At 41.5% G+C, this 13,245-nt stretch carries 12 protein-coding genes; all 12 read left to right on the forward strand.

What is annotated here, in order from left to right:
* The first annotated feature begins 35 nt into the window (after nt 1–35).
* The 12 genes from nuoF to DVR12_RS04755 all read left to right on the forward strand — a co-directional run bounded on the left by nuoF (nt 36) and on the right by DVR12_RS04755 (nt 13,239).
* Nucleotides 36–1,394, forward strand: a complete 1,359-nt coding sequence (gene nuoF, locus DVR12_RS04700; RefSeq protein ID WP_116974322.1) for an NADH-quinone oxidoreductase subunit NuoF — start codon at nt 36–38, stop codon at nt 1,392–1,394.
* A gap of 78 nt (nt 1,395–1,472) precedes the next feature.
* Nucleotides 1,473–1,850, forward strand: a complete 378-nt coding sequence (locus tag DVR12_RS04705; protein ID WP_116974323.1) for a GxxExxY protein — start codon at nt 1,473–1,475, stop codon at nt 1,848–1,850.
* Nucleotides 1,851–1,916: 66 nt separating this feature from the next.
* Nucleotides 1,917–3,014, forward strand: a complete 1,098-nt coding sequence (locus tag DVR12_RS04710; protein WP_116974324.1) for a 2Fe-2S iron-sulfur cluster-binding protein — start codon at nt 1,917–1,919, stop codon at nt 3,012–3,014.
* Nucleotides 3,015–3,041: 27 nt separating this feature from the next.
* Nucleotides 3,042–4,097, forward strand: coding sequence for an NADH-quinone oxidoreductase subunit NuoH (gene nuoH / locus DVR12_RS04715; RefSeq protein ID WP_199417045.1), 1,056 nt, complete (start codon nt 3,042–3,044; stop codon nt 4,095–4,097).
* 46 nt (nt 4,098–4,143) lie between these two features.
* Nucleotides 4,144–4,650: an NADH-quinone oxidoreductase subunit NuoI gene (gene nuoI / locus DVR12_RS04720; protein ID WP_116974325.1), complete on the forward strand. Its 507-nt coding sequence runs from the start codon at nt 4,144–4,146 to the stop codon at nt 4,648–4,650.
* An 18-nt stretch (nt 4,651–4,668) separates the two neighbouring features.
* Nucleotides 4,669–5,166, forward strand: coding sequence for an NADH-quinone oxidoreductase subunit J family protein (locus DVR12_RS04725; RefSeq protein WP_116974326.1), 498 nt, complete (start codon nt 4,669–4,671; stop codon nt 5,164–5,166).
* Between the two features lie 41 nt (nt 5,167–5,207).
* Complete coding sequence (gene nuoK / locus DVR12_RS04730; protein ID WP_116974327.1) at nt 5,208–5,525, forward strand: NADH-quinone oxidoreductase subunit NuoK; 318 nt, start codon at nt 5,208–5,210, stop codon at nt 5,523–5,525.
* A 53-nt stretch (nt 5,526–5,578) separates the two neighbouring features.
* Nucleotides 5,579–7,474 carry an NADH-quinone oxidoreductase subunit L gene (nuoL, locus tag DVR12_RS04735; protein ID WP_116974328.1) on the forward strand — a complete coding sequence of 632 codons (1,896 nt, stop codon included), beginning with the start codon at nt 5,579–5,581 and terminating at the stop codon, nt 7,472–7,474.
* A 33-nt stretch (nt 7,475–7,507) separates the two neighbouring features.
* Nucleotides 7,508–8,944 (forward strand): complex I subunit 4 family protein, encoded by a 1,437-nt coding sequence (locus DVR12_RS04740; RefSeq protein WP_116974329.1) that lies wholly within the window; start codon nt 7,508–7,510, stop codon nt 8,942–8,944.
* Between the two features lie 69 nt (nt 8,945–9,013).
* A complete protein-coding gene (locus tag DVR12_RS04745) occupies nt 9,014–10,387 on the forward strand; it encodes an NADH-quinone oxidoreductase subunit N (RefSeq protein WP_116974330.1) in 1,374 nt (457 codons plus the stop codon).
* A gap of 206 nt (nt 10,388–10,593) precedes the next feature.
* Nucleotides 10,594–11,868 carry an ABC transporter permease gene (locus DVR12_RS04750; RefSeq protein ID WP_116974331.1) on the forward strand — a complete coding sequence of 425 codons (1,275 nt, stop codon included), beginning with the start codon at nt 10,594–10,596 and terminating at the stop codon, nt 11,866–11,868.
* Between the two features lie 57 nt (nt 11,869–11,925).
* Nucleotides 11,926–13,239 carry a gluconate:H+ symporter gene (locus tag DVR12_RS04755; RefSeq protein ID WP_116974332.1) on the forward strand — a complete coding sequence of 438 codons (1,314 nt, stop codon included), beginning with the start codon at nt 11,926–11,928 and terminating at the stop codon, nt 13,237–13,239.
* The last annotated feature ends 6 nt before the right edge of the window (nt 13,240–13,245 follow it).

Consider the following 13,245-nt stretch of genomic DNA (forward strand, 5'->3'; position numbering starts at 1 on the left):
GGAAAACCTATCTGTTAAACACCATAAGGAAGAAAATGGGACGCAAATTATTGTTAGATAAAGCACATATTGAAGGTATCCGCTATTACGATACCTATCGGAGCAATGGCGGTTATGCTGCTGCTGAAAAGGCGCTGAAAAATCTGGGCCCTGACGGCGTATTGGACGAGGTAAAGAAAAGCGGACTTAGAGGTCGCGGTGGTGCTGGTTTCCCTACCGGCATGAAATGGAGTTTTATTGCAAAACCAGAAGGCGTACCTCGTTACCTGGTATGCAATGCCGACGAATCCGAACCTGGTACCTTCAAAGATCGTTACCTGATGGAATTTATCCCTCACTTACTGATCGAAGGTTTACTCATCTCCAGCTTCGCACTCGGCGCTAACAGTTGCTATATCTATATCCGTGGCGAATATGCCTGGATCCCTGAAATTCTGGAACAAGCTATCGCTGAAGCTAAAAATAAAGGCTGGTTAGGAAAAAATATCCTCGGTACCGGCTTTGATCTCGAAATATATGTACAACGCGGTGCCGGTGCTTATATCTGTGGTGAAGAAACTGCCTTGATAGAATCCCTGGAAGGTAAACGCGGTAATCCTCGTATCAAACCTCCTTTCCCTGCTGTAAAAGGTCTGTACCAATGCCCAACTGTTGTAAATAACGTTGAAACATTAGCTGCCGTAGTACCTATTATCAACATCGGTGGTGACGAATATATTAAATTCGGTACTGGTAAATCTACCGGTACTAAACTCATTTCTGCCTGCGGAAATATCAATAAACCAGGTGTTTATGAGATAGAAATGAACATTTCAGTAGAGGAATTCATTTACTCTGACGAATATTGCGGTGGTATTAAAAACAACAAACGCCTGAAAGCTTGTATTCCGGGTGGCTCTTCAGTTCCGGTATTACCTGCAAACCTGTTGCTGAAAACAGCTAAAGGCGAAACCCGTATGATGACTTACGAAAGCCTGGCCGATGGCGGATTCGCTACCGGTTCAATGCTCGGATCAGGCGGATTTATTGTAATGGACGAAGACCAGTGTATTGTTCGTAATACACTCACTTTTGCTCGTTTCTACCATCACGAAAGCTGCGGCCAATGTAGCCCTTGCCGTGAAGGTACCGGTTGGATGAAAAAGGTATTGCAGAACATCGAGTACGGAAAAGGAAAAATGAGCGATATCGATTTGTTATGGGATATTCAACGCAAAATTGAAGGTAATACTATCTGTCCGCTGGGTGATGCAGCAGCATGGCCTGTAGCAGCAGCTATCCGTCACTTCCGCGATGAATTCGAATGGCATGTCTTAAATCCTGAAGAATCTCAGAAACGCAACTTCGGTTTAGCTCATTACGCTGATCCAATCCCTGCACCAGCTGCAGTGTAGTTGCTCGCAGAGAAGCAGAGATCAATTAAGATTCATAAGATGTTTTCTGATAATTGTTAACCTAAATAAATTTCATCCATGACAGAAAATGAAATCTCTAAGGAGATTGTAGATGTTTGTTTCAAGATTCATCAGAAATTTGGACCAGGTTTGTATGAATCTGTGTATGAAGAACTGATAGATTATGAATTAAAGAAGAGAAATCTTATTTGTGAAAGGCAGTTGGAAGTGAAATTGATTCATGAAAATTTGATTTTCGAAAAGGCATTTAGAACGGATTTATTGATTAATAAAAAGGTCTTAATAGAAGTTAAATCGGTTGAGGAACTGAAAAATTTACATTATAAACAAGTACTTACCTACTTGAAGTTAATGGAGTTGAAATTGGGATTACTGGTAAACTTCAATGTTCCTCTGATAAAATTGGGAATACACAGAATAGTTAATAATCTCTAGAAAAAGCTTCGCGAGCTTAAAAGTCCTTAAAAACTTTGCGAGCAAAAGCAAAAATATATAAGTAAGATGGCGGAGGATAAAAAAATGTTTAAGGTTAAAATCGATAACATCTCAGTAGAGGTGGAACCCGGTACAACCATATTGAATGCGGCCCGGTTGATTGGAGGAGAAGTGGTGCCGCCAGCCATGTGTTATTACTCTAAACTTGAAGGTAGTGGCGGTAAATGCCGTACCTGTATAGTAAAAGTAACTAAAGGCTCAGACGCAGACCCGCGCCCAATGCCTAAACTGGTAGCCAGCTGCCGTACCACCGTTATGGATGGTATGGAAGTCGCTAACATTACTTCTCCTGAAGTACTGGATGCCCGTAAAGGTGTAGTAGAATTCCTGCTGATCAATCACCCGCTCGATTGCCCTATCTGCGATCAGGCCGGAGAATGCCACTTACAGGATCTTGGCTACGAGAATGGTTCTGAAGCTACCCGTTACGAATTCAAACGCAGAACTTTCGATAAAGTAGATCTGGGCGATAAAATCAAATTACACATGACCCGTTGCATTCTCTGCTACCGTTGTGTGTTTACGGCCGATCAGCTTACCCAAAAAAGAGAACATGGTATCCTGGGTAGAGGCGATGCTGCCGAAATCGGAACCTATATCAAACAATCACTTGATAACGATTTTATCGGAAACGTAATTGATGTATGCCCTGTTGGTGCGTTAACTGATAATACTTTCCGCTTTAAAAACAGAGTATGGTTCCTGAAACCTGTAGATGCCCACAGAAATTGCAACAACCCTAAATGCTGCGGTAAAGTAGTATTGTGGATGCGTGGTGATGAAGTGTTCAGGGTAACTGCCAGAAAGGATGAATACGGAGAAGTGGAAAACTTCATTTGCGATGAATGCCGTTTCGAGAAGAAAGATAAAAATGATTGGGTAATTGAAGGCCCTCGTAAAATAAATCATCATAGCGTTATTTCTCAAGGCCAGTACGTAAATACCGTGAAACCTCTGGATCCATTGGTGGATGTACTGGATGGTAGAAAACCAAAGTTGCTGTTTAATATTCACTCTGAAAGTCAGGTTAACAGACCGGAAATTGATTTGTCGAAGATTGAGGGACCGGCACATTCTGATGATTTTATTATAAAGAAATCGTAATTCGTAAATCGTAATTCGTAAAAGGAGATGACCTTATTAAGCATAGATTGGTTTTTTTTAATTGAAAAGATATTGCTGATTTCAGTGATACTGGTTCTTTCATTGGTAGTAGCCATGTATGCTACCTGGGGAGAAAGAAAGGTAGCAGCCTGGATTCAGGATCGTTTAGGCCCTAACCGTGCAGGTCCTATGGGGTTATTACAACCTTTGGCTGATGGTGGAAAGCTCTTTTTTAAAGAAGAGATCATTCCTACCTCCGCTAACAGGTTTATGTTCGTATTAGGCCCTTCCATTGCAATGGTGGTAGCTTGTATGACCAGTGCCGTTATTCCATGGGGAGGTACGCTTACCATCGCTGGCCGTGAAGTTTCTTTACAGGTAGCAGATGTAAACATTGGTATCCTTTACATCTTCGCGGTTGTGAGCATGGGTGTTTATGGTATTATGATAGGTGGATGGGCATCGAATAACAAATATTCCTTGCTGGCTTCTGTTCGTGCTGCATCACAGATTATCTCCTATGAGCTGCCAATGGGTCTTGCACTGATTGCTTTGTTAATGACCACTGGAACGCTTAGCCTTAAAACAATTGTAGAACAACAGATTAACAGTGGTGTTTATAATGCGTTTATACAACCTTTAGGCTTCTTAATATTCCTGATCTGTGCTTTTGCAGAATGTAACCGTGCACCGTTCGACTTACCGGAAGCAGAGAATGAACTGAATGGTGGTTATCACCTCGAATACTCTTCTATGAAACTGGGCTTCTTCCTGTTTGCAGAGTATATCAATATGTTTATTAGTTCTGCATTGATGGCAACTCTTTACTGGGGTGGTTATGGTTTCCCTGGTATGACTTCATTGGCATCTTCATTATCACCAAACCTGATTACAATAATAGGATTCCTGGCTTTGTTTATAAAAACGCTCATCTTCATATTCATCTTTATGTGGGTACGTTGGACAGTTCCAAGATTCCGTTACGATCAGCTGATGCGTTTGGGTTGGAGAGTATTGATTCCTTTATCATTGGCTAATATGCTGATTACCGGAGCAATCGAGTTGTTCAGACATCATTCTTAATTTTTAATTCATTCCACTTTAATGTGGTTTAAATAAAGCATTCATTATGCAACCATTAACTAACAGGGCAAAGCAAGTAGACCGCCGGCCGATGACGCTCGCAGAGAAGTTATACCTTCCTGCTATTGGAAAAGGTATGGGTATTACTTTTAAGCACATCTTCAAGCGTAAGGCTACAGTAAGCTTCCCTGATCAAACACGTGAGTTTAGCCCGGTATTTCGTGGATTACATATCCTGAACCGTGACGAAGAAGGACGCGAAAGATGCACTGCCTGTGGCTTATGCGCTGTAGCTTGTCCTGCTGAAGCCATTACCATGGAAGCGGCAGAGAGAAAACCAGGAGAAGAAAATCTTTACAGAGAAGAGAAATATGCAGCAAGATATGAGATCAATATGTTGCGTTGCATTTTCTGCGGTTTCTGTGAAGAAGCCTGCCCTAAAGATGCTATCTACCTTTCTGAAACATTTGCTCCGGCAAACTATCAACGTAAAGGCTTCATTTATGGTAAAGACGATTTGCTGATTCCTGATCCTAAAGCACAGGGTAAATAATAAAAAACAAAAGCAGAGATGGGAAGTATCCAACAAATAATTTTCATGGTGCTGTCGGTGGTTGCGCTGGCTTCAGCGTTAGGAGTGGTGTTGAGTAAAAATCCTGTGACCAGTGTATTGTGCCTCATTATTACATTTTTTGCCATCGCTGGCCATTATATAATGATGAATGCTCAGTTTCTGGCAGTAGTACATATCATTGTTTATGCAGGTGCAATCATGGTATTGTTCCTGTATGTATTAATGTTGATGAACCTTAATGCCGAACTGGAACCACAGAAACGTAACTGGTTAAAGTATGCAGGAGCCATCAGTGGTGGTGCATTACTGGTAGTATTGGTAGCTGCATTGCGGGATGCAAGTATGCCTGCCCTGAGTCCGGAAGCTAATGAGATTGGCCTGATTCATAATCTTGGTCTTGCATTATTCAAACAATATGTTGTTCCTTTTGAAGTAAGCAGCATCTTGTTTCTGAGTGCAATGATAGGAGCTGTAGTAATTGGTAGAAAAGACTAGCACTTACAGTCATTCGTAATTCGTAAATCGTAACTTATTTTATGCCTGTTCAATATTACATATTTCTGAGTATCGCCTTATTTTGCATAGGTGTGATGGGTGTACTGATGCGCAGAAATGCGATCATAATTTTTATGTGCATAGAGCTGATGCTGAATGCTGTAAACCTCTTAATGGTTGCTTTCTCCAAAATGTGGGCAGATGCAGGCAGGGTTGATGCCTCTTCAGCTCAACTGTTTGTATTTTTTATAATGGTGGTAGCCGCAGCCGAAGTAGCAATTGGCCTGGCTATTATTACTATGGTCTACAGAAACACACGCTCAGTAGATATTAACATTCTTAACAGGTTGAAAAATTAATAATTCGGATTCCTGATTATTAAATTTTTCGTCGTCGTAAATAGAATTGATAAATGATTAATCTAGTTTGGCTGGTACCATTTTTACCACTATTGGGTTTTCTGGTGAATGGATTAGGACGCAGATCTTTATCCAAGTCGTTGGTTGGAATTGTCGGAAGTGGCGCAGTACTGGCGTCCTTTGTGATTAGCTTATTAATATTTTGGGAAGTTAAAACCCCGGGATTCTCTGCACAGGTTGTTCACCTGTTCAATTTTATTTCTGTAGGTTCCCTCCAAATTCCTTTTGCCTTTCAGGTAGATCAGTTAAGCGCTCTTTTCTTGCTGATCATTACAGGTGTTGGTTCTTTAATTCACATCTATTCCACCTCCTACATGCATGATGAAAGTAACGAGAGCTTTGCCAGATATTTTGCATATCTGAACCTCTTCGTTTTTTCAATGCTGATCCTCGTATTGGGAGCTAACTATGTAATGATGTTCATAGGTTGGGAAGGTGTAGGTTTATGCTCTTATCTCCTCATTGGATTCTGGTTTAAAAATATCGACTATACAAATGCTGCAAAAAAAGCATTTGTGATGAACAGAATTGGCGACTTAGGTTTCCTGATCGCAATCTTCTTTATTATTACCCAGTTCGGAACAGTTACTTATCCTGAAGTATTCTCTAAAGCAGCGGCATTAGGCATGAATAACGGAGTTATCTGCATCATCGCTTTATTGTTGTTTGTGGGTGCTACTGGTAAATCTGCTCAGATTCCGCTCTACACCTGGTTACCGGATGCAATGGCGGGTCCTACTCCGGTTTCTGCATTGATCCACGCTGCCACGATGGTTACTGCCGGTATCTATATGATTGCCCGTAGTAATATCCTATACACACTGGCTCCTCATGTTCAAACTGTTATTGCTATTATAGGTTTGGCAACTGCATTGTTTGCAGCTTCTATTGCCTTAAAGCAAAACGATATCAAAAAAGTATTGGCTTACTCCACAGTTAGCCAGTTAGGATATATGTTCCTTGCATTGGGTGTTGGTGCCTATGGTGCTGCCGTATTCCATGTAATGACACATGCCTTCTTCAAAGCATTGTTGTTCCTGGGCTCCGGTTCAGTTATTCACGCAATGGGCGGAGAACAGGATATTCGTAAAATGGGTGGACTGAAGAAATTCATGCCTACCACTAATTGGACTTTCCTGGTTGGATGTCTGGCAATTGCCGGTATTCCAGGTTTCTCCGGCTTCTTCTCTAAAGATGAGATTCTTGCTTCAGCTTTTGCACATAATCCGGTTCTCTATGTATTAGGACTGGCAGGTGCATTAATGACAGCTTTCTATATGTTCCGTTTGTACTACATCACCTTTGCCGGTAAGTTCCGTGGTACACACGAACAGGAACATCATTTACATGAAAGCCCTGCAGCCATCACTATCCCTCTGGTAATTTTGGCTATTCTGTCTATCGTCGGTGGATATGTTGGTTTACCTGAAGTATTTGGTAAGAACTTACTGGCAGAATATCTGGCTCCGGTTTTTGCTCCTTCTGTTCCTTTTGCTGTGGCTCATCACTTGTCACACGGTACCGAATGGTTATTGATGGGAATCAGTAGTGCTTTGGTTATTGTATTCATTTTGTTGGCTCGTCAGAGATTTGCCAACTATGAAGATAATGGAAAAGAAAGCACAGGCGTGGCCAAAGTGCTCGAAAACAAATGGTATGTTGATGAAATATATGATGCAATCATTGTAAAACCTCTTTACGAGCTTTCCCGCTTCTTCCGTGATACTATCGAAAAGTCTGGCATCGACAGACTGGTAAATGGCATCGGACGTGGTGTACAATGGGGCGGTCAGAAAATCCGCCTTGTTCAAAGCGGACAGGTAGGATTTTACATCTTCGCCATGGTAATTGGTATGATCGTATTATTTGTGATCGGATTCTTATTATAAATCAATAGCTGAAGTTACAAGCGCAGATAAATTATGTTGACAGTTTTATTAATATTGATTCCTCTCATCGCGGGCCTTATTACATTTGGCCTGAAGGGATCCGGACCAAAAGTGCTGAGCATTATTTCATCGCTGGCAACAGTGGTGTTAGCAATCGGTGCTTGGTGCCGTTTTCGTACAGCTCCCGACAGTCTTAATGTGGTAGCTAACTGGATTCCGCAATTGGGAAGTCAATTTCGCGTAGGGTTAGATGGAATGGGTGTGATGCTTTGCTTACTTACAGCGATTGCCTTTCTACTTGTTTTTATTACTATCTATAGCCGTAAATTCGAACGACCAGGTAGCTTTTACGGTTTGATGTTATTAACGCAGGCCGGGTTGACGGGTGTTTTCACCGCTTTCGACGCCCTGCAGTTTTATATTTTCTGGGAGCTGGCCCTGATTCCCGTTTATTTCCTTTGCTCTATCTGGGGAGGAGAAAAACGTATAGCCGTTACCTTTAAATTCTTCGTTTATACTTTCCTGGGCTCACTGCTGATGATGGTAGGTATTATCTACCTTTATTTCCAAACTCCTGATCATTCGTTCAGTTGGACATCATTCGCCAGTCTGCAGTTGAGTCAGGATCAGCAAAATTGGCTCTTCTGGCTATTCTTCATTGCTTTTGCCATTAAAATGCCAATTTTCCCTTTCCATACATGGCAACCAGATACCTACGAACAATCTCCAACTCCTGTAACCATGATCCTTTCTGGTGTAATGGTGAAAATGGGATTATTTGGTTTGTTGCGCTGGTTATTACCAATTCTGCCTCATGGAGTGATGATCTGGTCTGATGTAGCAATTGTATTGTGCATCATCGGTATCATCTATGCTTCCTGCATAGCTATGGTACAAAGCGATCTGAAACGACTGATTGCCTATTCTTCTATCGCTCACATTGGTCTCATGGCCGCTGCAATTTTTGCCAACAATGAGCAAAGCCTGCAAGGTGCCCTGCTTCAGATGTTCAACCACGGTATCAATATCGTTGGTCTCTGGATTATCGTGGAAGTGATTGAGCAACGCCTGGGTGTTAAGAATATGGACCAGCTGGGTGGCATGGCCCGCAAGGCTCCACGCATGGCTATTTTCTTCGTAATTATTTGTCTGGCTAACATTGGTTTACCATTAACCAACGGGTTCATTGGTGAATTCCTGATGTTTAGCGGATTGTTCCAATATAATCACTGGATGATGGCATTTGCCGGATTAGGTATTATCCTTTCTGCTATTTATACCCTGGGTATGATTCAGAAAGTAATATTTGGTCAGGAAAATGAACTGACAGCTACTACTACAGATTTAAATGCCGGTGAAATACTGGCACTGAGCCTGATCGTAATTATGATCATCGTTCTGGGTGTTTATCCACAACCTATGCTGGATCTGGTAAGTAACACCACTGACGTAGTGAATAAATTATTTTGATAACTCCGGTTCTGTAACCGGAGATATCAAAACCATAAAATTTGTAACGGGGTTTTGTAACGCAAAAATATGAATGCACTAATTTCTACTGCTTTATCGGGCGTTGTAATGATGTTTGTTGGGTTATTTGTACGCAATAAGCAGAATATTAAATTTTTTGCCATCGCGGCCATTATTGTAGCATTTATTGCTAATCTGGCCCTGTATCCTACTGTTGAACATGGTGGATACATCGTCTATGGCATGATTGAAGTGACTAAATTTAGTGTGGTGTTCAATGCTGTTGTTTTGGGCGCTACTTTGTTATATTTCCTCTTATCAGGTAGTGAGTTTGAAAAGGTAGGAGAGCATGTAGCAGATTATTTTGCACTGATATTCTTTATTCTGGCAGGTATTACGCTTGCTTCCAGCTTCAGCAACCTTCTAATGCTGTTTCTGGCTATCGAAATTTTATCTATTCCTCAATATATTCTCGCAGGAGCTGATAAAAAGAATCTGAAAAGTAATGAGGCTTCCCTGAAGTACTTCCTGATGGGATCTTTCTCTACCGGTATATTGTTGATGGGTATCACCCTGATTTATGGTGCTGCCGGTTCTTTCAATATTACAGAACTCGGACTGGGTTCGGATCCTGTACATCCTTTGGCATTGTGCGGTATCATTCTGCTGGTATTTGCTCTGGCATTTAAGGTTTCTGCTGTGCCTTTCCATTTCTGGACTCCGGATGTTTATGATGGCTCACCTACTGTATTCACCTCATTTATGTCTACAGTTGTGAAAGCCGGAGGTTTTGTTGCATTCCTGAGAATGTTCCATGTAAGTTTCGCTGGTGGTGCTATCAGTCAACATTGGACTCTTATCCTTGCTATTATCACCGCTGCAACCCTTATCCTGGGTAACTTCAGCGCCGTGTTTCAGCAAAGTGTTAAGCGTATGCTGGCCTACTCCAGTATCGCTCAGGCAGGCTTTATGTTATTTGCTGTTATTTCATTGAATAACATGGGAGCTCAAGGTATTATTCTTTATGCTGCTGCTTACAGTATCGCTACCATCGGCGTTTTTGCTGTGTTGATGAAACTGAAGGATTATACCTTTGAAGGATTTAACGGCCTTGCCCGTAAAGAACCTTTACTGGCCTTCACCGTAGCGGTATGCTTGTTCTCATTGGCTGGTATTCCGGTAACCGCAGGTTTCTTTGCAAAATATTTTGTGCTTTCAGCTGCCATCCAACATGGTAATCTTCTGTGGTTAGTAATACTGGCGGTGTTATGTGCTGCAGTAAGTGTGTACTACTATTTCCGTGTAATCATGGCTATGTACTTCAAACAGGGAGAACCTGAAGTATTACCTGTTTCCGGAGGCTTTAAAGCTGCTTTGATATTAACTGTTGTGCTGATCCTTGCCCTGGGAATATTCCCTAACCTGCTGCTTTGCTGGTTATAGAATAGTTGCTCGCAAAGTCGCGGGATTAATATTAAGACACAGGAAAATTTTTATAGAAGCGAATATTTTTAAGATCATTTCCCGATTCTTAAAAATATTCGCTTCGCTTTTATATCAATCCAAATACTTACCCTCCTTTGCCTCCTATCCCTTCATCGCGAGAAAATTCCGAGAGAAAATGCTAACTTTAGGACTAACCCGTCTATATGCAGTCAAAAGATATTTTTTCCCTGGCATACCGCTCTGTTACCAGTAATAAACTGAGAACTGGTCTCACCGTCTCAATTATCGCATTGGGTATCACAGTATTAGTAGGTATTCTTACGGCTATAGACAGCATGAAAGCTAGTATCTACAGTAGCTTTGCCAGTATGGGGGTTAATAGCTTCTCTATCAGGAATAAAGCCATGCAGGTAAGAATGGGGGATGATAATGGAAAAGCATCCAAAGGCAATAAAAGAGATAAGAAAGTAAGACATTCTATCAGCAACAAACTTATCACTTACCAGGAAGCTTTGGAGTTCAAAGACAGGTTTAAATTTCCTGCTACTGTTAGTATTTCTGTACAGGCTACCGGAATTGCCACTGTATATAAAGACACCAAAAAAACAAACCCTAATGTTAGAGTCTATGGGGGCGATGAAAATTATCTGAAATTCTCTAACTACGAAATAGCAGAAGGCAGAAACTTTAATCAGCTGGATGTGCAGTCTGGCCGTAATGTTGCCTTGTTAGGAACTGATGTTGCTGAAAAGTTGTTTGGTAAAAATCTAAAAAACGTTGTCAATAGCTCTATCAGAGTAGGTGATGTACGTTACAGAGTTGTAGGTCTGCTGGCCCCTAAGGGTAGCAGTAAGATGATGAGTTCCGACAACGTTATTATCACCACAGTGAATAACGTAAGACGGGTGTTTAATCGGAACTTTAGCTACCAGATTGGCGTTTCCGTGAATGATATTAAACAGATGGAGGCTGCTCAGGGAGAGGCTACAGGAATTTTCAGAATAATACGCGGATTAGCGCTGAATGAAGACAACAATTTCGAGATGAGTAAAAGCGATAATATCGCTGAAATGCTTTTTAGCAGCTTAAGTAAAGTTAACCTCTTTGCAGTAGTTATTGCTTTTATCACCTTGTTCGGTTCGGCCATCGGATTGATGAACATCATGCTGGTTTCCGTAGCAGAAAGAACCCGCGAAATAGGCGTTACAAAGGCTCTTGGCGCTACAAAAAAAGTGATCCGTACCCAATTCCTTTATGAAGCAACCATTATCAGCGTAATGGGTGGAATTATCGGAGCGTTAGTTGGAATGCTACTGGGCAATGTCGTTTCCTTAATCCTCAGTTCTCCTTTTGTAATTCCCTGGGTTTGGATTATGATAGGAATCACTATCTGTGCCATTGTAGGGCTGGCATCCGGAAGTTACCCGGCTTATAAAGCTGCAAAATTGGATCCTATTATTGCCTTACGTTACGAGTAATATTACCGGGCATTTTTGTTATCTTGTTATTTTCCACGTTTGTAAACAGTCAACCGTATGCCATTATTGATCGTAATTGCGGCAATATTACTGTTAGTAATTCTTGTTACCTGGTGCCGCCTGAACACCTTCCTGTCTTTTCTCATAGTATCGTTACTCATGGGATTGGCCTTGCAAATGAAAATAACAGATATTACCAAATCTATTCAAACAGGTATTGGTAAAACCCTTGGCTCACTCATTGTAATCATTGTATTTGGTAGTATGTTGGGTAAGTTGGTAGCCGAAAGCGGCGCAGGACAACGAATTGCTACAGGATTAATGAACTTATTCGGCCGGAGGTATGTACAATGGTCGCTGATGCTTACAGGCTTTATAGTTGGAATACCTCTGTTTTATAATATTGGTTTTGTGTTGATGGTACCACTGATTTTTACAGTAGCTGCCCGCACTAAATTGCCGGTAGTGTACTTGGGAATTCCTATGTTGGCCTCTCTCTCTGTAACACACGGATATTTGCCTCCTCACCCTTCGCCTACGGCACTTGTTGAGCAATTTCACGCAAATATGGGGTTGACTTTGGTATATGGACTCATGGTAGCTATCCCTGCAATTATAATAGCCGGACCGGTATTTTCACGTTTTTTAAGAGGGTATACAAGTCCACCGTCTAAAATGTTTGTGATCGAACCGTTGCCAGACGATCAGTTGCCAGGGATGTTTGTTAGTTTGTTTGCTGCTCTGTTACCAGTTTTTCTGTTGGCTGTAACTGCCAGTATAAAATCACTTACAGCATCAGGTACTTTTATCAATGAAGTGGTAACATGGTTGGGAGATCCGCTTATTGTAATGCTATTGGCTGTGCTTAATGGAATGTATTGGTTAGGTTTAAGACGGAAAATGCCGGTTAAAAAGGTAATGTCCATCATGGATGATGCAGTTAGGGATATTGCTGTAATTATCCTTATTATTGGTGGTTCCGGGGCATTTACACAACTATTGAATGATAGCCAGGTGAGTAAGTACATTGCAGAAACCTTGCAGGGGATGCATTTACATCCCTTGATTCTGGCCTGGGGTATTGCCGCGATAATAAGGGTTTGCATTGGATCAGCTACGGTAGCCGGACTTACCACAGCCGGAATAGTAGCTCCATTAATTGCAGCATCCGGAGTTAAACCTGAATTGATGGTATTGGCCACCGGTGCCGGAAGCCTAATGTTTTCGCATGTCAACGATGCAGGTTTCTGGATGTTCAAAGAATACTTTAACTTGTCGGTGAAAGACACCATCAAAACCTGGTCTGTAATGGAAACTATTGTTTCAGTAACCGGGTTGATTGGTTGTTTATTATTAAGCTTCATCGTATAAAACGGA

The sequence above is a fragment of the Chitinophaga silvatica genome, from assembly GCF_003419895.1.
In the GTDB taxonomy this organism is placed as follows: Bacteria; Bacteroidota; Bacteroidia; order Chitinophagales; family Chitinophagaceae; genus Chitinophaga; species Chitinophaga silvatica.

What these genes read in the sequence shown, in the direction of transcription:
- DVR12_RS04705 (WP_116974323.1), top strand. Translation starts at nt 1,473, where the DNA reads ATGACAGAAAATGAAATCTCTAAGGAGATTGTAGATGTTTGTTTCAAG.
- DVR12_RS04745 (WP_116974330.1), top strand. Translation starts at nt 9,014, where the DNA reads ATGAATGCACTAATTTCTACTGCTTTATCGGGCGTTGTAATGATGTTT.
- nuoL (WP_116974328.1), top strand. Translation starts at nt 5,579, where the DNA reads ATGATTAATCTAGTTTGGCTGGTACCATTTTTACCACTATTGGGTTTT.
- DVR12_RS04750 (WP_116974331.1), top strand. Translation starts at nt 10,594, where the DNA reads ATGCAGTCAAAAGATATTTTTTCCCTGGCATACCGCTCTGTTACCAGT.
- nuoF (WP_116974322.1), top strand. Translation starts at nt 36, where the DNA reads ATGGGACGCAAATTATTGTTAGATAAAGCACATATTGAAGGTATCCGC.
- nuoH (WP_199417045.1), top strand. Translation starts at nt 3,042, where the DNA reads ATGACCTTATTAAGCATAGATTGGTTTTTTTTAATTGAAAAGATATTG.
- DVR12_RS04740 (WP_116974329.1), top strand. Translation starts at nt 7,508, where the DNA reads ATGTTGACAGTTTTATTAATATTGATTCCTCTCATCGCGGGCCTTATT.
- DVR12_RS04725 (WP_116974326.1), top strand. Translation starts at nt 4,669, where the DNA reads ATGGGAAGTATCCAACAAATAATTTTCATGGTGCTGTCGGTGGTTGCG.
- DVR12_RS04710 (WP_116974324.1), top strand. Translation starts at nt 1,917, where the DNA reads ATGGCGGAGGATAAAAAAATGTTTAAGGTTAAAATCGATAACATCTCA.
- nuoI (WP_116974325.1), top strand. Translation starts at nt 4,144, where the DNA reads ATGCAACCATTAACTAACAGGGCAAAGCAAGTAGACCGCCGGCCGATG.
- DVR12_RS04755 (WP_116974332.1), top strand. Translation starts at nt 11,926, where the DNA reads ATGCCATTATTGATCGTAATTGCGGCAATATTACTGTTAGTAATTCTT.
- nuoK (WP_116974327.1), top strand. Translation starts at nt 5,208, where the DNA reads ATGCCTGTTCAATATTACATATTTCTGAGTATCGCCTTATTTTGCATA.